This window comes from Bradyrhizobium sp. Tv2a-2, from assembly GCF_000472425.1.
Taxonomy (GTDB): Bacteria; Pseudomonadota; Alphaproteobacteria; order Rhizobiales; family Xanthobacteraceae; genus Bradyrhizobium.
Genome location: NZ_AXAI01000005.1, coordinates 198,392 through 218,801, shown reverse-complemented (window position 1 = coordinate 218,801; position 20,410 = coordinate 198,392). Strand labels below are relative to the sequence as shown.

The 20,410-nt window shown below is 63.9% G+C and carries 22 protein-coding genes; 13 read left to right on the top strand and 9 right to left on the bottom strand.

Annotated elements, in window-relative coordinates; genetic code table 11:
• Positions 1 to 5: 5 nt before the first annotated feature.
• Positions 6 to 1,742: an ABC transporter permease gene (locus A3AI_RS0112340; protein ID WP_024515868.1), complete on the bottom strand. Its 1,737-nt coding sequence runs from the start codon at positions 1,740 to 1,742 to the stop codon at positions 6 to 8.
• Positions 1,743 to 1,754: 12 nt separating this feature from the next.
• Positions 1,755 to 3,749: a carbohydrate porin gene (locus tag A3AI_RS0112335; protein ID WP_024515867.1), complete on the bottom strand. Its 1,995-nt coding sequence runs from the start codon at positions 3,747 to 3,749 to the stop codon at positions 1,755 to 1,757.
• A 984-nt stretch (positions 3,750 to 4,733) separates the two neighbouring features.
• On the opposite strand from A3AI_RS0112335, the gene A3AI_RS0112325 reads away from it, so the two are divergent.
• Complete coding sequence (locus A3AI_RS0112325) at positions 4,734 to 5,000, top strand: metal-sensing transcriptional repressor (protein ID WP_024515865.1); 267 nt, start codon at positions 4,734 to 4,736, stop codon at positions 4,998 to 5,000.
• Positions 5,001 to 5,184: 184 nt separating this feature from the next.
• Here the strand turns inward: A3AI_RS0112325 and dmeF are convergent, their stop codons facing one another.
• From dmeF to A3AI_RS0112310, 3 genes are all read right to left on the bottom strand, one after another.
• Positions 5,185 to 6,186, bottom strand: coding sequence for a CDF family Co(II)/Ni(II) efflux transporter DmeF (gene dmeF, locus A3AI_RS0112320; RefSeq protein ID WP_024515864.1), 1,002 nt, complete (start codon positions 6,184 to 6,186; stop codon positions 5,185 to 5,187).
• A gap of 6 nt (positions 6,187 to 6,192) precedes the next feature.
• Positions 6,193 to 6,471, bottom strand: coding sequence for a metal/formaldehyde-sensitive transcriptional repressor (locus A3AI_RS0112315; protein ID WP_024515863.1), 279 nt, complete (start codon positions 6,469 to 6,471; stop codon positions 6,193 to 6,195).
• A 300-nt stretch (positions 6,472 to 6,771) separates the two neighbouring features.
• Positions 6,772 to 7,584: a creatininase family protein gene (locus A3AI_RS0112310; protein WP_024515862.1), complete on the bottom strand. Its 813-nt coding sequence runs from the start codon at positions 7,582 to 7,584 to the stop codon at positions 6,772 to 6,774.
• Positions 7,585 to 7,710: 126 nt separating this feature from the next.
• Here A3AI_RS0112310 and A3AI_RS0112305 point away from each other — a divergent pair, with 126 nt between their 5' ends.
• The 9 genes from A3AI_RS0112305 to A3AI_RS0112265 all read left to right on the top strand — a co-directional run bounded on the left by A3AI_RS0112305 (position 7,711) and on the right by A3AI_RS0112265 (position 14,942).
• Positions 7,711 to 8,769, top strand: a complete 1,059-nt coding sequence (locus A3AI_RS0112305; protein WP_024515861.1) for an ABC transporter substrate-binding protein — start codon at positions 7,711 to 7,713, stop codon at positions 8,767 to 8,769.
• Positions 8,769 to 9,599, top strand: coding sequence for an ABC transporter ATP-binding protein (locus A3AI_RS0112300; RefSeq protein WP_024515860.1), 831 nt, complete (start codon positions 8,769 to 8,771; stop codon positions 9,597 to 9,599). The genes A3AI_RS0112305 and A3AI_RS0112300 overlap by 1 nt, the downstream gene beginning before the upstream one ends.
• The gene (locus tag A3AI_RS0112295) at positions 9,596 to 10,411 is read left to right on the top strand and encodes an ABC transporter permease (RefSeq protein ID WP_024515859.1); all 816 of its coding nucleotides are present in this window, start codon (positions 9,596 to 9,598) and stop codon (positions 10,409 to 10,411) included. The genes A3AI_RS0112300 and A3AI_RS0112295 overlap by 4 nt, the downstream gene beginning before the upstream one ends.
• On the top strand, positions 10,411 to 11,400 hold the full coding sequence (locus A3AI_RS0112290) for a 2-hydroxyacid dehydrogenase (RefSeq protein WP_024515858.1): 990 nt from the start codon (positions 10,411 to 10,413) through the stop codon (positions 11,398 to 11,400). Before A3AI_RS0112295 ends, A3AI_RS0112290 begins: the two co-directional genes overlap by 1 nt.
• A 42-nt stretch (positions 11,401 to 11,442) precedes the next feature.
• Positions 11,443 to 12,138: an AprI/Inh family metalloprotease inhibitor gene (locus A3AI_RS0112285; RefSeq protein WP_024515857.1), complete on the top strand. Its 696-nt coding sequence runs from the start codon at positions 11,443 to 11,445 to the stop codon at positions 12,136 to 12,138.
• A 144-nt stretch (positions 12,139 to 12,282) separates the two neighbouring features.
• A complete protein-coding gene (locus tag A3AI_RS0112280; protein WP_024515856.1) occupies positions 12,283 to 12,681 on the top strand; it encodes a YciI family protein in 399 nt (132 codons plus the stop codon).
• Complete coding sequence (locus tag A3AI_RS0112275) at positions 12,665 to 13,936, top strand: RNA polymerase sigma factor (RefSeq protein ID WP_024515855.1); 1,272 nt, start codon at positions 12,665 to 12,667, stop codon at positions 13,934 to 13,936. The genes A3AI_RS0112280 and A3AI_RS0112275 overlap by 17 nt, the downstream gene beginning before the upstream one ends.
• 61 nt (positions 13,937 to 13,997) lie before the next feature.
• On the top strand, positions 13,998 to 14,387 hold the full coding sequence (locus tag A3AI_RS0112270) for a hypothetical protein (RefSeq protein ID WP_024515854.1): 390 nt from the start codon (positions 13,998 to 14,000) through the stop codon (positions 14,385 to 14,387).
• A gap of 249 nt (positions 14,388 to 14,636) precedes the next feature.
• Positions 14,637 to 14,942 (top strand): YMGG-like glycine zipper-containing protein, encoded by a 306-nt coding sequence (locus A3AI_RS0112265; RefSeq protein ID WP_024515853.1) that lies wholly within the window; start codon positions 14,637 to 14,639, stop codon positions 14,940 to 14,942.
• A 51-nt stretch (positions 14,943 to 14,993) separates the two neighbouring features.
• On the opposite strand, the gene A3AI_RS47470 is transcribed toward A3AI_RS0112265, so the two are convergent.
• Together A3AI_RS47470 and radC are read right to left on the bottom strand one after the other, a co-directional pair.
• Positions 14,994 to 15,167: a hypothetical protein gene (locus A3AI_RS47470; protein ID WP_156927745.1), complete on the bottom strand. Its 174-nt coding sequence runs from the start codon at positions 15,165 to 15,167 to the stop codon at positions 14,994 to 14,996.
• 132 nt (positions 15,168 to 15,299) lie between these two features.
• Complete coding sequence (gene radC / locus A3AI_RS0112255) at positions 15,300 to 16,031, bottom strand: RadC family protein (RefSeq protein ID WP_024515852.1); 732 nt, start codon at positions 16,029 to 16,031, stop codon at positions 15,300 to 15,302.
• Positions 16,032 to 16,317: 286 nt separating this feature from the next.
• Here radC and A3AI_RS0112245 point away from each other — a divergent pair, with 286 nt between their 5' ends.
• Genes A3AI_RS0112245 through A3AI_RS42605 form a run of 3 tightly spaced genes read left to right on the top strand, consistent with a single transcriptional unit; the run spans position 16,318 to position 17,777 of the window.
• Entirely contained in the window at positions 16,318 to 16,668 is a 351-nt protein-coding gene (locus A3AI_RS0112245; protein ID WP_024515850.1) for an ArsR/SmtB family transcription factor, read from the top strand.
• The gene (locus tag A3AI_RS0112240; protein WP_051382373.1) at positions 16,665 to 17,111 is read left to right on the top strand and encodes an SRPBCC family protein; all 447 of its coding nucleotides are present in this window, start codon (positions 16,665 to 16,667) and stop codon (positions 17,109 to 17,111) included. Before A3AI_RS0112245 ends, A3AI_RS0112240 begins: the two co-directional genes overlap by 4 nt.
• 18 nt (positions 17,112 to 17,129) lie before the next feature.
• Entirely contained in the window at positions 17,130 to 17,777 is a 648-nt protein-coding gene (locus A3AI_RS42605; protein ID WP_024515848.1) for a glutathione S-transferase family protein, read from the top strand.
• A gap of 127 nt (positions 17,778 to 17,904) precedes the next feature.
• Here the strand turns inward: A3AI_RS42605 and map are convergent, their stop codons facing one another.
• Both map and A3AI_RS0112225 read right to left on the bottom strand, forming a co-directional pair.
• Complete coding sequence (map, locus tag A3AI_RS0112230; protein ID WP_024515847.1) at positions 17,905 to 18,729, bottom strand: type I methionyl aminopeptidase; 825 nt, start codon at positions 18,727 to 18,729, stop codon at positions 17,905 to 17,907.
• 244 nt (positions 18,730 to 18,973) lie between these two features.
• Positions 18,974 to 20,287 carry a mechanosensitive ion channel family protein gene (locus A3AI_RS0112225; RefSeq protein ID WP_024515846.1) on the bottom strand — a complete coding sequence of 438 codons (1,314 nt, stop codon included), beginning with the start codon at positions 20,285 to 20,287 and terminating at the stop codon, positions 18,974 to 18,976.
• Between the last annotated feature and the right edge of the window lie 123 nt (positions 20,288 to 20,410).

Sequence of the window (20,410 nt, the reverse complement as noted above, 5' to 3'; positions counted from 1 at the left end):
TCACATCAGCCGAGGCGAAGCCGGCGCTCGCCGAACGCATAGAGCGGGCGCCAGAACAGGCGATTGGTCAACGTGACCAGTATGCACATGATGGTGATGCCGAGCACGACGCGCGGAAAATCGCCGGCCTCTGTCGCCTTAGCGATATAGGCGCCAAGGCCCGTCGCCGACAGGTGGGTGTCGCCCCAGCTCGCGACCTCCGCGACGATGGAGGCGTTCCAGGAGCCGCCTGACGCGGTGATGGCGCCGGTGACGTAATAGGGGAAGATGCCGGGTAGGATCACCTTGATCCACCAGCGCCAGCCGGCGAGATGAAGGCTGGAAGCGGCCTCGCGCAGATCGCTTGGGAAGGCGCTGGCCCCGGCGATCACATTGAACAGGATGTACCACTGCGTGCCCAGGATCATCAGCGGGCTCAGCCAGACGTTGGAGTTGAGGCCGTAGCGGACAATGATGAAGACGAAGACCGGGAATGCGAGATTGGCGGGGAAGGCCGCGAGGAATTGCGCCAGCGGCTGCACCCGCTCGGCGAGCTTCGGACGAAGCCCGATCCAGACGCCGATCGGCACCCAGATCAGCGTGGCCAGCGCAATCAGCACGATCACCCGGAGCAGGGTGATGAGCCCATCCCTGATCGCGTCATAGACATCCGAGGGCTGCAGGCTGGCGGAGAGATAGATGTAGGCCTTGTAGGCCGCATAGCCGGTGGCAATGCCGACGATGGCGAACCACAGCCCGTCGATCACGCGTGACGGCGCAGCACCCGCCTTGGCCGGCAGGCGGAGCGCCCCGGGCCATTCAATGTTGAGGTTGGAGAAGGTGCGGTTGAGCGCCGCAAAGGGCAGGGTCAGTGTCCGCAACGCGCGGGTGCGGCGGAACAGGTCGAGCATCCAGGAGGTCGGCGCATCGCCCGAGGCGGTCTGCTCGAAGCGGAACTTGTCGGCCCAGGCGACGATGGGGCGGAACAGGAGCTGGTCATAGGCAATGATGACGAGCAGCATGGTCAGGATGGCGTAGCCGATTGCAGTGAGGTCGCGCTTCTCGATCGCCGTCGCGACATAGGAGCCGACGCCGGGCAGCGTGACCGTGGTGTTGCCGACGGTGATCGCTTCCGACGCCACGACGAAAAACCAGCCGCCCGACATCGACATCATGGCGTTCCAGATCAGCCCCGGCATCGCGAAGGGCACGTCGAGCCGCCAGAACCGCTGCCAGCCGCTCAAGTGGAAGCTCTTGGTGGCCTCGTCGAGATCCTTCGGCACGTTGCGCATCGACTGGTACATGCTGAAGGTCATGTTCCAGGCCTGGCTGGTGAAGATCGCGAACACGCAGGCAAGCTCGGCGCCGAGCACCTTGCCGGGAAACAGATTGAGGAAAAACACCACGGTAAAGGTGAGGAAGCCGAGGATCGGTACCGACTGCAGGATGTCGAGCAGTGGAATCAGCACCATCTCGGCGCGCCGGCTCTTGGCCGCGACCGCCGCATAGATGAAGGTGAAGACCGTCGAGCAGACGATGGCGAGCAGCATCCGCAGCGTGGTGCGCAGCGCGTAGACGGGCAGGTGCACCGGATCGAGCGAGACGGGTGCGGTCTCCAGCGCCGACAGCGGCAGCGTGGTCTGCTCGCCGCCGTAGACGATCAGCACCATGGCGCCGATCGCCAGGATCAGGGCAACGAGGTCCCAGATATTCGGCCGTGGCGCCTGCGTCAGCACGGCGATGCGAAGATCCTGCAGCGTCATTGGTCGTCCCGTTCAGAATTCGCCGTGCAGGCGGCAGGCGAAGATCGAAACCGGCCCGCGGTCGGCGTTATAGGCAGGATTGTTGACGAACTGGTAGTCCGCGGTCACGGAGAAATTCTTGGTCATCTGGTAGGCGTAGTAGGCCTCGAAGATCTGCTCAGGGCGATAATTGAGCCGTCCGTCTCCGATCAAGAGACCGAGGCCGCCGGCGGCGAGAAAATCGCGATGCCCAGCCGAGAGCCCGTTGACTGCCCCGCCGATGCCGACCGTGTCGTTCGGGCGGCCCCAATAGCTGCCCTTGATCGAGACCCCGCCCGACAGGCTGCGGTCGATATCGGTGAAGGACAGGATTTCGTTCTGGCCATCGTTCCAGCTCGCGCGGGCAAACACGCCGACATCCTTGGCAACCTGCTGCTCCAGATTGGCATAGAAGCCGTATTTCGGATTGACGTGGCGGATGCTCGCCATCACGGTGTTGATGTCCTGGGCCGGGTCGGTCGCCTCGATCGCCAGTGCCTGATTGTAATTCCCTGTCACGCCCTGGTTGCCGAAGGCGCCAACTCTCACTTTGCCGGGTTGGTCGAAAATGGTGTGGCGTTCCTCGAACTCGACAATCGCGCCGCCGGTGTCGAAGGTCAGGATGTCGCTGTTCGGCTGCGACGGCACCTCGACATAGGCGCCGCGGATCGCCCAGTCCTTGCGGTTGAACTCGACATAGGCGCCGCGGGTGTAGCCGGGCAGGTCGGCGGGGAAGTCGTAGGCAGCGGATTCCCACAGTGCCCAGTTCATGAAGTCCGCGCGCGGGTCGTGTGCATAAGTGTTGTTGTCGAAGAAATCGCCGATCGCAAACCGCCCGACCACCAAGGTCACGCGGTCGATGTCGCGTTTGCCCGCGAGCTGGTTCGGACCGTCCGCGACGTCTTCCTGCTCGCCGCCAAGGCCCCAGGTCTGCTTGAAATAGTAGCGCTGCGGGCGAATCTTCGGGAATGCGGCGCCGGCCTTCTGCGCCTCGCCGTTAGGGAAGCCGGCAACGCCGAGCGTACCGTTGAGGCCAAAACCCTGTGCGAGCTCCGGATCGAAATAGAACTCGCCGCCGTCCCACAGCCTCACGCCGAGGAACGCGGTCGTGGTCCATGTCGCCTGCAGCTGCCCGCCGCCGGGAAGGCTGTTCTGCCCCGCATAAGGCGAGCGGAACGCCGGATAGCCCTGCGGCAGGAACGTGGTCTGCGCATGCACGTTCCAGTCGTCGGATTCGGGCAGCCGTGGCTTGGCGTCGCCTGCGGCAGGCTTCCACAGCGTATCGCCGAACTGATAGTTGAGGCCGATCTTGGCGAGATGGATGCGCGGATCGACATTGATGCCCGGCAAGCCGAAGCTGGAGAGGTCGTAGGCCTGGCGGGCGAGGTCGATGTAGTCGTATTCGAGCTTGGCGGTCCAATTGCCGCTGACCGCGAATTCGAGGCCAAGACCGGCGGTCCAGCCGGGCTGATAGTGCCCGGTGATCGCGCCGCTGCCGTCATTGATATCGGCATGGGTGTGGCCCCAGGCGAAGCCGCCGGTGACGTAGGGCATCCAGCGTCCATAGCCGTAGCCGAGCCGGCCGCGCAGCGTGCCGACATAATCGAGCGTGGTGTTGAAGGGCACCTGCGGTGCACGGCCGACCGCGGCCTGGTCCGTCGGACTGGTGAACGACGCATCCGCCTCGACGCCGAGCACGACATGGTTGGCGAGCTCGCGGTTGTAGCCCGTCTGGTAGCCGCCGATCAGGCCGGTCGGGCTGTGCGGGAAGAAGATACTCTCCAGCGGCAGCGGATTGGTGGCGGCGCCGAGGCTGGCGCCGCCGTAACCGAAATGGCCGCCGATATAGAAGCCGGTCCAGTCGTAGACGCGGTTGAGCGCAGGCGCTTTCACGGGCAGGTCGGCGGCGGCCGCGGGCTTTTCGACCGCGAGCATGCCGAGTGCGGCCGAGACAATAGCGTGCTGCCAGCTCAGCCTGCTGCGGTTCATCGGTTGAGCATTCCCAGCGCGAACATTGCGACAGTCTCTTTCGTCATGGCCCCAACATGCCGACGCACCCGATGCCGCCGAAGAACTCAAACCGCCATCCATCGCGCCATGCCGTCAAGACGCGGGAGGGAAGCTGCACAGCTCATTGCTCCTAACTGCAAATCATTCGCAACTGGACCGTATTGCAAACCTCTCGTGATGGGAAGGAGCCGGACCGGCAGACGCACTCAATCGCATCGTCGAGTGACGTACGTGCAACACCCCGCGAACGCTCGAACGTTCACGGTCTTCGCGGATCGGTGCATTCCGGCCGGAAATGCGCCCGCGATCGCGCAAGGCTAGGCCGGTCTCATCCTGATAAGACGGTTGGAAGACCGTTTTGTGAAGCGGTCGTTCGCGCCGCGCCTCTTCGCCCGACTGCGGACTGGGCCCATCGGCGTGGTCGAGCTCCCAGTGGCAGACCGGCCGGCCTGTGTCCGGCGACACCGACCAGCGGCAAACGAGCCGCGGGGCGTGGACGTGTCGGGAGGTGACGGCCCGTGCGTTGCGGCGGTTGTCATTGGCGGGCGCGTTCATACCGTGCGCCGGGCGCCGGGGGGGAAGTACCCGAGGTGGAAGTACTTTGAATGTCGCGATCTTGTTGAACATCGCTTCGCTCCTTCTCCGCGGGTCACGCGGCAGAGGAGTGAGCGGACGAGCCGTCAGCTAGATGCGACGGCCGACGCTCGCGCGGCTGCCGCCGTCGCGGTCGATTCCAGGATGTGGCGGCAACGCGGCGCCGGTTGTCGGCTTGGCGCTGCCTGAGGGGATACTGCCCATGATCTCGTCGTTCGGGTTGATGTCGCGGCGGCAGGCACAAAGGTGCGAGCCATCGCTTCGCGCACATAGGCCTGCGCCAGGCACAAGTCAAGCCTGAGTCGACGACATCCGGTATCCTCCGGGGAGGATCATTGTTATCCTGGTGGGAGGATATGGGAGACATCGATGCCGGACCACCCGCATGCCGCAATAGCCAGCCGCCTGAAACGCGCGACAGGCCACCTCGAGGCGATCATCGAGATGATCGAAAAGGGCAAGCCTTGCACGCAAATCGCGCAGCAATTGCAGGCCGTGGAAGGGGCGATCGAGAACGCCAAGAAGGCGCTGATCCACGATCACATCAGCCACAGCCTCGAGCGCTCGCTCACGGCCGCCGGCACGAGGGGCCGGGCCGCGCTGAAGGATTTCCGGCAGATCGCGAAGTATCTTTGAGGTGAGTTTTTCCCTTCTCCCGTTGTGGCAGAAGGTGGCGCGAAGCCTTGGGTGAGGGGTCTCTCCGCACGGGACATGGCGGGTGAGAGACTTTGTCCTGCGGAACCCTTACCCGAGCTTGCCGGTGTCTACGAGCGGAGCTGCCCTCTCCCCAATGCGAGGGCACATCAATGCGCCGTTCCGCTTACCCCCGCGCGCCCGGTGCGTGCTGGACCTCCACCGTCACGTGAGAGAGGTCGGCAAAGCAGGCCAGGCGCTTTCGGTAGTGCGCGGCCTCGCGGGCGGTGCCCGTAGCGATCGAGACGATGGCGCCGAGGTGGCCCGGGCCGAGGCGCCACAGATGCAGGTCGGTGACGCGGTCGCCCTCGCTTTCGACCGTTGTCCGGATGCTGTCGGCAATACGCCCGTCCGGCATGCGATCGAGGAGGATGCCGCCGGTGTCGCGGATCAGCGCGACCGACCAGTTGGCGATCACGGCGGCACCGATCAGGCCGGCCAGCGGGTCCATCCAGAGCCAGCCAAACGCGCGCGCCAACAACAGTCCGGTGATCACCAGCACCGAGACGGCGGCGTCCGCCAGCACATGGATGATCGCCGCACGCATATTGTTATCACGATGATGGGTGGCGTCGTGCTCGTGGTGGTGGTCATGCCCATGATCGTGCGCGTCATCATGTTCATTCGCATGGCCATGCACGTGATCATGATCATGCCCATGACCGTGATGGTGCCCGCCCGATAGGAGCCAGGCGCTCGCGATGTTCACGGCGAGCCCGAGCACGGCGATCGGGATCGCTTCATTGAAACTGATCGCGACGGGGTGCAGCAGGCGGTCGATCGCCTCGTAGCCGATCAGGAGCGCGATCATCGCGAGCACGATGGCGCTGGTATAGCCGGCGAGGTCGCCGAACTTGCCGGTACCGAAGGTGAAGCTGCGGTCGTGGGCGTATTTGCGCGCATAGGTATAGGCGAGCGCGGCAAGCAGGAGCGCGCCGGCATGGGTCGACATGTGCAGGCCGTCGGCGATCAGCGCCAGCGAACCGAACAGCGCGCCGCCGATGATCTCGGCGACCATCATGATGCTGCACAGCACGATCACCGCCCAGGTGCGGCGCTCGGCCCTCTCGTGATCCTTGCCGAGAAAGACGTGATCATGCGCGCCGAGCTGAAAATCAGTGTCAGCCATGGTCGCTCACCTCAGATAGCTATGGACGACGTCGATCAGTTGCTCGGCAGCATCGGCGTTCAGCGCGCCCGGATTCTTCTGCGGATCGACCAGATGGGTTCGGACGTGGTCCTCGACCACCTCGGCCATCAGGCCGGCGACGCTGCCGCGAATGCCCGCGATCATATGCATGATACGCCCGCACTCCGTCTCCTCTGCAAGTGCGCGCTCCAGCGCCTCGACCTGGCCGCGGATACGGCCGACCCGGGCCAGGAGCTTCTTCTTCTCTTTGACGGTATGGCTCATCAAATACTTATAGGATACCCCCCTATACTATGTCAATTCAAAGCATGGGAGAGTCAAAGCAAGGTGACCCGCACGGGGGGACGGCCGGACGGGTCGAGGAACGACACAGAGCGGACGAGGCGCCCGTGTCGGACGCGAGAATCCACCACAAGTGAGAGGCCGGGGTCGGGTCCAGGTGCGAACAGCGCCGATGTAATTGCCGAAGGCGTCTGCCGACGATGGCGGCGCCGACAAGGGTTCTGGCGCTCGGCGCTGCTGGCTCTTTAACTCGTGATTCCAGCAGGTTAGGCTGCTCGCGGATTAAGCCCCGGGGCCTTTGGCGAGCTGTTTCACATCAAAATTATCGACGTCGGCGAGAAGCTCGCAGAACGCGCGGGCACCGTGCGCAAGCAGTTGCTCGCCCTTCTCGCACGTGGCCAGGGTCGCGTTGCCGACGGCGCCGCTCGGATGGAGGTCTTGCGCCTGCCAGGCAAACGGCGCCGGCCGTTGCGTCGACAGCCAGCGATGGCGCTTTTCGATGCCGATGCTCGCAGACCGGAAGTCGGCGATGTTCTCCTCGCGCACCTGATCGGCAAACCGCGCGAGCATGATCGAGGTTTCCACCGCGCCGCCATGGATGCCGTGGCGCAGCTCCTCGTCCGGGAACAGTCCCTGCGGCGTGCCAAAGCGCGACCATGATGTGGTGACGACGAGAAGCCCAAGCGACGCGCGCAGCTCCTGGGCAGCGAGCGACATCGCCGCGCTGTTGCCGCCATGGCTCGTGACCATGACGAGTTTCCTCACGCCCGCGCGCGCCACGCTCTCGCCAAGCGCCATCCATTGCTCGAGCGCCGCCATCGGGGACAGCGTCAACGTTCCCGGAAAATCGATATGCTCGGTGGAGATGCCGACCGGCTGCACGGACAGGAATGTCACCGGCAGATCCGCGGGCAAGAGCTTGCGCACCTCCGCAAGATAGGCCTGTGCGATCATCACGTCGGTCGCGAGCGGCAGATGTGGCCCATGCTGCTCAGTCGCAGCCAGCGGCAGCACCGCGATCCAGCTGCCGGCCGTGGCGGCGTCGATATTCGGCCAGTGAATGTCGTTCCAGTCGCGGGGCGGATTGCGGGTCATTGAGTCAAAGGTTTCATTCAGTGGATTTGCAGGCTAGTTTCGTCATCGTCCAGGTGCGCTATATCGGCGCCATGAGCGTTCCGAACTCTCCCTATCATGGGCCAGAATGACCAACGGAGTCCAACCATGAACCCGGCTCTTTTGCTGCGAGCGTTAACCGGCCTTGTCGCGGCATGGCTAATGGCTTCGCCGGTCTTCGCCCAGTCCAAAGCGCAATCAACTCTCGGGGAGCAGCTGGACAAGGTCTCGTTCGGAACCAACTGGGTTGCGGAAGCCGAGCATGGCGGCTTCTTCCAGGCGGTCGCCGACGGCACGTACAAGAAATACGGCCTCGACGTCACCATCGTTCCAGGTGGACCGAACGTCAACAACCGCATGCTGCTGGTCGCGGGCAAGCTCGATTTCTTCATGGCGGCGAACACGCTGATGTCATTCGACGCGGTCACCAACAAGGTGCCGGTCGTCTCGGTCGCCGCGGTGTTCCAGAAGGACCCGCAGGTGCTGTTGACCCATCCCGAGGTCAAGGCGACCAAGCTCGAGGACCTGAAGCCGCTGACGCTGTTCGTGTCCAAGGAGGGTATCACCACCTATTTCCAGTGGCTGAAGTCCGAATACGGCTTCAATGAAAAAAACGTGAGGCCTTATAATTTCAATCCGCAGCCTTTCATCGCCACCGGGCAAAGCGCGATGCAGGGCTATGTCACCTCCGAGCCCTACTCGGTCGAGAAGAGCGCGGGCTGGAAGCCGACCGTCTTCCTGCTCTCCGATTATGGCTACAATTCCTATTCGACCCTGATCGAGACGCGCCAGGACCTGATCGACAAGAAGCCGGATCTCGTGCAGCGCTTTGTCGATGCCTCCATGGTCGGCTGGTACAATTATCTCTACGGCGACAACGCGGCCGCAAACGCCATGATCAAGCAGCTCAATCCGGAAATGACCGACGAGCTGCTCGCCTACTCGATCAAGACGATGAGGGACTATGGCATCGTCGACTCCGGGGATTCGCTGAAGAACGGCATCGGTGCCATGAGCGATGAACGCGTTGCAAGCTTCTTCGAAAAGATGGTGCGGGCGGGCGTGGTGCGCCCCGACATCGACTACCGCAAGTCCTATACGCTGCGCTTCATCAACAAGGGTGTCGGCCTCGACCTGCGGCCCAAAAATGTGATGAACAAGAATTGATGGATGAAGGCATCATCTTGCCCGGTAGCGGAGCCGATATCGCGGGTATCTCGGTCAGCCTGCAAGGCGTCACCAAGATCTATGACAGCGGGGTTGCGGCGCTAGGCCAGCTCGATCTGAAGGTCCGCAAGGGCGAGTTCGTGGCCCTGGTCGGGCCGTCGGGCTGCGGCAAGTCGACGGCGCTGCGCATCATCGCGGGCCTCAGCGCGCCGACGTCGGGCGAGGTGCGTGTGTCCTATCACGGCGAGGAGGGACGGCCGGGACAAGGCATTTCGGGTCAGGCCATCGGATTCGTATTCCAGGAGCCGACCCTGATGCCCTGGACCAGCGTGCGTGAAAATGTGCGGCTGCCCTTGAAGCTCGCGCGGGTGGCGGCGGCGCAAGCCGATGCGCGCGTCGAAGAGGCGCTGCAGCGCGTGGGCCTTCTGGAATTTGCAAAAAGCTATCCGCGCGAGCTCTCCGGCGGCATGAAGATGCGGGTATCGCTGGCGCGCGCACTCGTCACCGATCCGGACATCCTGCTGATGGACGAACCGTTCGCCGCGCTGGACGAGATCACCCGCTTCCGCCTCAACAATGACCTGCTGGCGCTGTGGCGGAACCTGCGCAAGACCGTCATCTTCGTCACCCACTCGGTGTTCGAATCCGTCTATCTGTCGCAGCGCGTGGTGGTGATGACCTCGCGCCCCGGCCGCATCGCCGCCGAGATCAGCGTCACGGCGCTGGAGCCGCGCGGCGAGGAGTTTCGCACCTCCGCGGCTTACACCGATTATTGCCGCAAGGTCTCGGCCGCGCTCGCGCCCTCTTATTCCGGGCGGTCGGCCTTATGAGCGCGCAGCGCAGCGCCGTCGAGAACAGGCGTGGCTTTCGGCTGTTGCGGATCCTGCTGCCGGCCCTGGTGCTGGTGCTCGGGCTCGCCGCCTGGGAGCTCGTGGTGCGCATCAACAACATCCCGCCCTATGTGCTACCCGGGCCGCTCCTGGTGCTGCGGACCTTGATCAGCGACTGGACGGTGCTGTTCCAATCGCTCCTCACCACGCTGCTCACGACGCTCGAAGGCTTCATCGCGGCCAGCATCGGCGGCATCGCGCTTGCGCTTCTGTTCAACCAGTCGAAGCTCGTCGAATATTCGCTGTTTCCCTATGCGGTGATCCTGCAAGTCACGCCGGTCATCGCGATCGCTCCGCTGCTGCTGATCTATCTGCCGCAGCAGACCGCGGTCGTGGTCTGTGCCTGGATCGTCGGCTTCTTTCCGGTCTTGTCCAACACCACGCTCGGCCTCAATTCGGTGGATCGCAATCTCGCCGGATTGTTCCAGCTCTATGGTGCCTCCCGCCTGCAGAGCCTGCGGCTTCTGAAATTGCCCTCGGCCTTGCCCTACATCCTCGGCGGCCTGCGGATATCCGGAGGATTGTCGCTGATCGGCGCGGTGGTCGCGGAAATCGCCGCCGGCACCGCGGGTGCGGGCTCGGGCCTTGCCTACCGGATCGCCGAATCCGGCTATCGGCTGAACATTCCGCGCATGTTTGCGGCGCTTTTGCTGCTTTCGCTGGCCGGGATTGTCATCTATGGGCTGCTGGCGCTAATTTCCCATCTCGCATTAAGACGCTGGCACGAAAGCGCGCTTGGAAAGGAAAACTAATGGCGGCCGGAACAACTCATTCGGGAAAGATCCACCTGCTGGTTCACGGGCCGCGCAAGCCGATCGTCGAAAAGGGCTTTTCGGACCAGTTCGTGCTGCACAGCTTCGAGACGACTGGCGATCTCGAACGGCTGACGCCCGAGGTCGCCGAAAAAGTGCGCGGCATCGCGATCACCTACAACACCGTTCGCGGCGACGCCAGGACCTTGGCGAGATTCCCCAAGCTCGAGATCGTCTCCTCCTTCGGCGTCGGTTACGACCACGTCGACGCGGCCTATGCGCGCGACCACAACATCATGGTCACCAACACGCCCGACGTGCTGACGGAGGAAGTCGCCGACATCGCCATGGGCCTTTTGATCGCGACGCTGCGCGAGTTCGTCAAGGCCGACAAATATCTGCGCGCGGGGCTGTGGCACAACGGGCAATATCCCTTGAGCGCCGGCTCCCTGCGCGATCGCACGGTCGGCATGGTCGGTATGGGCCGGATCGGACAGGCCATCGCGCGGCGGCTGGAAGCCTCGAAGGTGCCGGTGGTCTATCACACCCGCAACCCCATCAAGGAGCTGCCCAACAAGCACTATCCCGACCTGACGGAGATGGCCAAGGCGGTCGATACGCTGGTCGTGATCGTGCCCGGCGGCCCGGGCACGGCCAAGATGATCAATGCGGAGGTGATGAAGGCGCTCGGCCCTCGCGGCGTCATCATCAATGTCGCCCGCGGCACGGTGGTGGACGAACAGGCCATGATCCAGGCGCTTAAGTCGGGCACGATCCTCGCGGCCGGGCTCGACGTGTTCGAGCGTGAGCCAAATGTGCCGGATGAGCTGAAGGCAATGCAGAATGTCGTCTTGTTGCCACATATCGGTTCAGCTTCCGTGGTAACGCGCAATGCCATGGACCAGCTCGTGGTTGACAATCTCAAGACCTGGTTCGCCGGCAAGCCGCCACTGACCCCGGTCATGGAGACGCCGGCCAAAGCTCGCTGAAGCCCAGGCCCGCGTCATAGGCTCTTCGTAAGGCTGTCGCCGATGAAATCCTGCGCCTTCTCACCATATGCCGCGGCTCTGGCGTTGCTCGTCGCGGCAACGCCGGCGCGGACGCAGGATGCGGCAAGCCTGAAGAAGGACATGATCGGCCAGTGGGAGCTCGCCACCACCGAGCGCAGCAAGACCTGTGTGGTGACGCTGAAGGGCGACACCATCCCGCAAGGCCTGAAGCTCGAGCTTGAGCCGGGCTGCGCGACGGCGCTGCCCTTCACCAAGGATATCAAGGCCTGGAGCATCAAGGGGCTCGACATCGTCCGCCTGCAGGATGCGAGCGGCGAGGCCGTGCTCGACTTCACCCAGGTCGAAACCGGCATTTTCGAAGGCGTGCGCGCCAATGAGGGGGTCTACATCCTGCAGAACCTCGCTGCCGCCCGTTCGATCGCCAAGTCGCAGGATCAAATGATCGGCGACTGGGCGATGGTGCGCGGCAATGGCAACACGGTCTGCGGGTTGACGCTGACCAACAATGACGCCGGCAACGACAATTTCCAGGTGTTCCTGAAGCCGAAATGCGATCCGGCCGTCGCCGCCTTCGCGCCGACGCAATGGCGGCTGGAGCACGGCCAGATCCTGCTGATGTCCGACCGCGGCGAAATCTGGCACTTCGAGGCCGACGACAACGCGCAATGGCGGCTGGTGCCCGACAGCGCCGATCCCCTGATCATGCTGCGGCAGTAAGGCCGCCAACCGGCGGCTTCCTCCGTTGGGGCAGGCCGCGCAGAACCAGCGCAATTTTCTCAAGCATCCTGTCGATTTCTCTGCTCCTCGTTCGTCGTCCCATAAGCGAGCCGAATTTCCGGCCGCGGAACGAGGAGCTTCCCGATGCGCTTCATGTATATCGTGACCAGCCCACAGCCTCAGATCGGGCCGACGCCGGCGCTGCTGGAGGCTGTCGGCAAGCTCGCCGAGCGCGAGATCAAGGCCGGACGGATGCTCGACACCGGCGGGCTAATGCCGCTTGCGGCCGGCGCGCAGGTCCATATCGCCGATGGCAAGCTCTCCGTCACCGATGGGCCCTTTGTGGAGGCCAAGGAAGTCATCGGCGGCTATGCGATCTTCGAGCTGCGCGACAGGGACGAAGCGCTCGCGATGGCAAGGGAGTTCATGCAGCTGCATCTCGAACATCTGCCGGGCTGGAACGGAACCTGCGAGGTGCGTGCGTTCGCGACTCAGGGTCCCCCGCAGGTGCACGATATCGGCTGTAATGCCGCCGCAGGCTGAGATCGAACGCTTGATCCTCGCGACCTGGCGCGTCGAGCAGCCGCGGCTGATGACGTCGCTATCGCGCATGCTGCGCGACGTGCCGGTCGCCGAGGATTTTACCCAGGACGCCCTCGTCGCAGCGCTGCAGCATTGGCCGTCGACCGGTGTGCCGGATAATCCCGGCGCCTGGCTGATGGCGACTGCCAAGCGCCGCGCGTTCGATCATCTGCGCCAGCGCCGGATGATCGCGCGCAAGCACGGCCTCATCGCAGGCGACATGGAGCGGGAGCAGCAGGCGATGCCTGATCCGGATGCAGCGCTCGACGACGAGATCGGCGACGAGATGCTACGGCTGGTCTTCACCGCCTGCCATCCCCTGCTCTCGCGCGAGGCACGTGCGGCGCTGGCGTTGCGGATGATCTGCGGCCTCACCACCGCGGAGATCGCCCGCGCGTTCCTGCTGTCCGACGCAACCGTGGCGCAACGCATCGTGCGCGCCAAGCGGACGCTGTCGGAAGCGGGCCTTCATTACGAAACACCGCGCGGAGAGCAGCTGTCGGTGCGGCTCGCCTCGGTCTGCGAGGTCGTCTACCTCGTCTTCAACGAGGGCTATGTCGCCGCGCACGGCGACGATTGGCATCGTCCGCAGCTCTGCAACGAGGCGCTGCGGATGGGCCGCGTGCTCACGGCGCTGGCTCCGCAGCAGCCGGAGACCCACGGACTGCTTGCGCTGATGGAGCTCAACGCCTCGCGCATGGCCGCCCGCGTCGATGCGCGCGGCGCGCCGGTGCTCCTGATGGACCAGAACCGCGCGCTATGGGACCAGCTGCAGATCAGCCGCGGCTTGCGTGCGCTGGCACGTGCGCGCGCCCTCGGCGGCACCGGATTCTATGCGCTGCAGGCAGCGATCGTGGCCTGCCATGCGCAAGCGAGGGGGCGTGAGGATACCGATTGGCGACGCATCGCCGCGCTCTATGACGAGCTTGCGCGATTGGTCTCCTCGCCCGTGATCGAGCTCAATCGCGCGGTCGCCATCGGCATGGCCGAAGGGGCGGGCGCAGGGCTCGCCATTGTCGAGCGCATCGCTGAATCAGGCGCGCTGAATACCTATCATCTCCTTTCAAGTGTGCGCGGCGATTTCCTGTTCAAGCTGGGCCGCCACTGCGAGGCCCGCGCCGCCTTCGAACAGGCCGCAGGACTCGCCGGCAACAGGCGCGAGGCGGAATTCCTGCTGCGCCGCGCCGCCGAAGCGGCTGCTGCGGCTTCGCCTTGATCGGAACCGAATCCGGGCGAGTGCGTTGGCTCCGCCTGATCTGCTTGCGGGAGCAGCGTTCATGGCCAGGAAAAGGGTGCTCGCAATCGGTATCGATCCCGCCTTCGTGGACTTCTCATCGCTGCCGCAATTTACGCCCGAGATGTTTCGCCACTATATCGACAGCCAGCTCGAGCGGGTGCGTTCCGGCGGCTACGATGTCATCTCCTGCCTGATCGATCGCGGTGACACTGCTGAAGCGGTCATCGCAGCCGCGTTGACCAAGGACAGTTTCGACGCCGTGCTGATCGGCGCGGGGTTGCGGCAGCCGGGAGACGTGCTGTTGTTGTTCGAAAAGGTCGTCAATCTCGTCCACAGGCTCGCGCCTGCGGCCTGCATCTGCTTCAACACCACGCCGGCCGACAGCCTTGAGGCCGTGCAGCGCTGGCTCGATCCGCAAAAGCCTGGATGAGGCCAGTGTCGCCGCTATACGCCGACGCCTGTTTGCCATCAGAGCGCTCAAAAATAGCCTCATTATCCGTGTCTGCACGGTTGTTTGTTCCGCCGCCACCCTGTCGTCGTGACAACTCGCGCTGTCATAAGTGGAATCGTCGGTGCAGTCGGTTCAAAGGCAGGCCAGTGCGGGCGAGGGAATCGTGGTTGACTTCTTCTCGAACCATTGCGAACAAGCGTCGTCGACAAGCCAAATGGAGGAGTTGGAATGTTGAGGAAGTTCGGGACTGCGGCCGTCCTTGCGCTCGCGTTTGCCATGCCGGCTCACGAGGCCTTCGCTCAGGATACGCTGGGCGGCGCGATCTTCGGCGGCGCCGCTGGCGCGATCGTCGGGGGAGCGCTCGGCGGGGGCCGCGGTGCGGCCATCGGCGCAGTCCTCGGTGCTGGCACGGGTGCCGCGATCGCCAGCGAAGGCGAGCGCCGCCGCAACGGCTATTACTATTACCGCGATGGCTGCTACCTGCAGCGTCCTGACGGCTATTGGGTCCGCGCCGCCCCGCGTTTTTGCTATTAGTGAAATTGACTTCGCCGCTGCGCCATCGGGCCGGCGGCGAAGCTTTTTGCGTCAGCGATCGCGCCGGACGTCAATTCGAATTTTGATGCAGGCCAGCCTGTTCACTTGAGCAGGGGCCGGTATGACGCTCAGTTGCTTGATCCAACGCAGACATGTGTCGATCAAATCGGCTCGACTCATTGCGAGCGCCGCGCGCCGCATTTGCTCGCCAACCTTGGTCATCATCGATTCCCTCGCATCCGATGATGAGCTACCCCGCTCATTCGATGATCCACTCTCTCACGCATGGCCGGAATCGCGAAGCGAAGAGTTAATAGATGGTAAATGAGCATCGAGACGCGGCGCACACCGCCGTCCTCACATCAGCTTCATCCCCTTCAAACTCGCATGCCCATTCCTGCCTACGATGATGTGGTCATGCACGGTAATGCCGAGTGGGCCTGCGATGTCCACGATTGATTTGGTCATCCGCACGTCGGCCTGCGACGGCGTCGGATCGCCGCTTGGGTGATTGTGCACCAGGATGATCGCGGTGGCCGAAAGCTCCAGGGCACGCTTCATCACCTCGCGGGGATAGACCGGGGTATGGTCGACCGTGCCGGTCTGCTGCACCTCGTCTGATATGAGCTGGTTGCGCTTGTCCAGGAACAGGATGCGGAACTGCTCCTTGTCGGCAAAGGCCATGCTGGTGCGGCAATAGTCGATGACCTCGTTCCATGAGGAGAGCAGGGTGCGATGCTTCAGCTCTCCCCGCGTGACGCGGGTCGCGGCGGCCGCGATCAGCTTGAGCTGGTCGATACAGGCCTCTCCGATGCCGTCGATCTCGCGCAGAAGCGTTTCCGGCGCATGGATAACCTCGGCAAAGGAGCCGAACCGTTTCAGCAGCGCTTTCGCCAGCGGCTTCATGTCGCGCCGTGGCTGGGCCGCGAACAGCACCAGCTCCAGCAGTTCATAATCGCCGAGTGCAGCGGCGCCGGCGCTGCGGAAACGCTCCCGCAACCGCTGGCGATGGCCGTGATAATGTGGCGGCTCTGCGCGCGCGGGCTTGGGCGGCGTCTTGTCGGGGGCTTCGCTGGTCTCGCTGCTCATGGCCCTACTGTGCAGTGACGACGCATCAATTTGCAACCACGAAGTGCGCTACGTTCTGAGGGGCCGGGCGGCGCGAAATTCCATCTGGGCCTATGCCCATGCCGGCTGGACCTTGGTTGCGGCAATCGGCGGCGCGCTGCTGCGTGCCCCGCGCCGGCGTACTTCGCGACCGAATGAAGCGCGTCATATCGGCGAACGCATCCGCCCGCGATCACGGATGCCGCCGCGCGTTGACATTGATCAACTGAAATGTTACTAAACAGATCTGTTAAATAAGGACCTGCCGATGGTTACCTCACAGGCCCCTCGGCTCGACGGCGTCCTTGCGGCGCTCGCCGACCCGACCCGACGGAAGATCGTCGAGCGGCTGCTCGCCGCAGGCGAGCTCAATGTCGGCGATGTCGCCGCGCCTTTCGCGATCAGCACGCAGGCGATCTCACGGCATCTCCAGGTGCTGGAGCGTGCCGGGCTGATTGAACGGCGGGTCGAGCGCCAATGGCGCTATGTGCGCATGCGCGACAACGCGCTCGAGCCGGTGGAAAGCTGGTTAACGCGGCAGCGGCGGTACTGGACCGCTGCACTGGACCGGCTTGAGACCGTGGCCGCCCAGCAAACGCCGAAGCGGAGGAAGTCGTGAGCGATGACGCCGAGACGACGCTCCGTCTGGAGCGATTGATCCCGATGGATCCCGCGCCGCTGTTCGCGCTGTGGACCGAGCCGGCCCAGCTGGTGAAATGGTGGGCGCCTGACGGCTACGAGGCGTCGGTCGATCGGCTGGATAGCAAGGTCGCCGGACACTGGCGTGTGACGATGCGGAAGCCCGACGGTGATGAGGTTGCGACCAGCGGCGTCTATCGGATCGTCGATCCGCCGCACCGACTCTGCTTTACATGGGCGTGGGAAGGCGCCGGCGGTATCCGCGGCCACGAGACCGAGGTGACGGTCACCTTCGAGGCGGCTCCGGGCGGCACCCGCCTGGTGCTGGTGCAGCAGCGCTTCGATACCAAAGGCGCCCGCGATGGTCACGGCAGTGGCTGGTCCGCGGCGTTCGATCGTATGGCGGCGATGGCCCGCGCGTGAGCTTGAGGAGAGCAAGCGATGAGCAAGCCGGAAATCCTCGGCTCCTTGCGGTCCTCATATACACGCGTCGTGCGCATGGTCTGCGAGGAGAAGGGCATCGACTACGTCCTGACCGAGACGTTGCTCGGCGCGCCGGAGCTTTGTCGCATTCATCCCTTCGGCAAGATGCCGGTGCTGCGCGACGGCGACCTTGAGCTCTGCGAGTCCAAGGCAATCGCGACCTATCTTGATCGCCGCTTCCCGGGACCCCAGCTCATCCCGGACGATGCCCGCCTCGCTGCGCTTACCGAGCAGTGGGTGTCGCTGGTGAACACCGTCATGGATGCGACCCTCGTTCGCACCTATCTCTTCGCCTACGCGGTGCCGAAGACCGCCGATGGCAAGCCAGACCGGAACACGATCGAGGCCGTGACACCGGCGGTTCGCACACAGCTCGAGATTCTCGATCATGCGGTGGCCGCGACCGGTTACCTCGTCGGCGACCAGTTCACCCTGGCCGACATCAACCTGATGCCGATCCTCTACTACGTCAGGCAACTGCCCCTGGGTGCGGCGGCCCTCGGGCCCGAGACAAATCTGGGGCGCTATTACGCGCGTCATGCGGCGCGCGAGAGCTTCACACGGACGATGCCGCCCGCCGGGCCACCGAAGCGTGCCGCGAATTAGCGCGCTCGAAGATTGGCTTCGACGGGTCGCCGCGGTGCGCACCTCTGCCTTCGGGAGGGGTGAACATAGCGGCAACCATCCCATCGCATCATTGCCGGCAACGCCGGCCGTAAACGGTCTGACGAAATCAGACCTGCACGTAGGGCCTCTCATTGTGCCGCTGCGACAGCGTAAAGATCTCGACGCCGTCGGCGGTCACGCCGACCGAATGCTCGAACTGCGCCGACAGCGAGCGGTCGCGCGTCACCGCGGTCCAGCCGTCGGAGAGGATCTTCACATGCGGCTTGCCGAGATTGATCATCGGCTCGATGGTGAAGAACATTCCGGGCTTGAGCAGCACGCCCTCGCCGGGCCGGCCGATATGGATGATGTTGGGCTCGTCGTGGAACATGCGCCCCAATCCATGGCCGCAGAAATCGCGCACCACGCTCATGCCCTGCGGCTCGACAAAGCTCTGGATGGCGTAGCCGATGTCGCCGGTGGTGGCGCCGGGCTTCACCGCAGCGATACCGCGCATCATCGCTTCATAGGTGACCTCGATCAGCCGCTCCGATTTGCGCGCGATCGGCTCGATCGCATACATCCGGCTCGAATCGCCGTACCAGCCGTCGACGATGAAGGTGACGTCGACATTGACGACGTCGCCTTCCTTCAGCGCGCGATCGCCCGGCATGCCGTGGCAGACCACATGGTTGATCGAGGTGCAGGTCGAATAGCGATAGCCGCGATACATCAGCGTCGCCGGGTAGGCGCCATGGCTGAAGGCGAACTCGCGCACGAAATCGTCGATCCTTGAGGTTGGAACCCCGGGTCTCACGATGTCGGTAAGCTCATCGAGGCATTTGGCAACCAGGGCGCCCGCCTTGCGCATACCGACAAAAGCGTTCGACCCGTGCAGCTTGATCTGCCCGGTCTTGCGTAAGGAGGTATCGGTGGCGTCGACGTAGCTCATTCGGAAATCGTCTTCTCTTGGGGGGCTTCACTTCTCGCCGGCGGGGAGGGTCGGATTGCGCAGCAATCCGGGTGAGGGGTCTCGGCTCTCACGAGGGACGGTAACCCCTCACCCGATTTGCTCCGCAAATCGACCCCTCCCTTCGGGAGAGGTGAAGGCCGCGGCTGCAGCTCAATTGGCAATCTGGCTAATTTAATGATTGCGGGGGCTTTCGCAAGTCGCGCCTTTCGGCACGCACTGGCGCCTAGGTTGTCAAATCCGAGGTTTGCACCGGCAGCGCGCCATCGCGGACGCGGATCACGCGCACCGGGTAGGGAACATGGATGTCCTCGCGCTTGAAGGCGTCCCACAACGCCAGCATGACGCCGCTTTTGACACCGTCCATGCCGTCGGGATCGGCAATCCAGAAGGTCAGGGAAAACCGCATGCCGGCATCGGTAAAATCGGTCAGCAGGCAGTTCGGCGGCTTGGATTTCAGCGCGCGCGGCGCGGCGGCGGCGATATCGATCGCGAGCTTGCAGACCTGGTGCGGATCGGCCTCGTAATTGGTCCCGAAGGTCACCTTCACCAGCGTGTTCTTGTCGGTATAAGTCCAGTTGGTCACCTTCTGCGTGACGAGGTCCTCGTTCGGGATCAGGAACTCGCGGCCGTCGCCGGCGGCGACCGAGATGTAGCGGGTCTTCATGGCGCTGATGCGTCCGGAATTGTCGCCAATGGTGACGAGGTCGCCGGGTTTCACCGACTTGTCGACCAGAAGGATAATGCCGCTGATGAAGTTGGCGATGATCTTCTGCAGGCCGAAGCCGATGCCGACGCCGGCCGCGCCGGAGAAGATCGCCAGCGCCGAGAGGTTGATGCCGACCGCACTGACGGCGACCGCAATCGCGGTGATCATCAGCCCCATGCGGATCATCTTGACCAGCAGCACCTGCACCGAGGGCGTGAGGTCGCTGGAACGCGCGATCCAGCCTTCCGCGATGTTGCTCGCGATGTTGGTCAGCCAGAGTGCGACGATCAGCAGCACGCCGAGCTTGATCAGGATCAGCGGCGTCAGTCTGAAGCCGCCGAGCACCACCTCGACCGAGTCGAGCGCCTCGATGGTCGGCTCGAGCTCGCCGATGATGCTGAGTGCGGCGACCACCCAGGCCGAGATCGACAGCACGCGGACGATGAAGGGATTGCGTAAGGTCGAGGTTACCAGGCGAATGGCGATCCACGCCAGCGCGAGCTTGGCGCTGACCATCAGCAGATAGCTGCGGCTCGGCCATGTGCTGTGCCACATGATGATGCGGGCAACGATCACCAGGATCGCGAACACTGCGGTCGGCGCACTGTTGATCAGCACGTGCATGAACAGGCGCAGCGGCAGCGGCCAGCCACTACCGAGCTTGTCCATGTCGACGCGCGAGCGGATGGCGGCGCCGGCGGCGAGCGCAAGTCCGGCCGCTGCCAGGATCAAGCCGAACTGCAGATAGAACCAGGGCGATGTCACCTCGGCGCCGACCGAGCGTGCGCCCGCCAGCAGGAAGTCAGTCAGCTCCTTGAAGTCCATGTCCATCGTCGAGGTCTCGTCCGGTCAGGCAAAGCGGTGTTAGCAAAATTGATTCGAAAGTGGCGCAAAATCCCATGACGAGCCCCGGTTGGGGTCGAAAAATCGGACATATCGACGCGATTTCAGGAA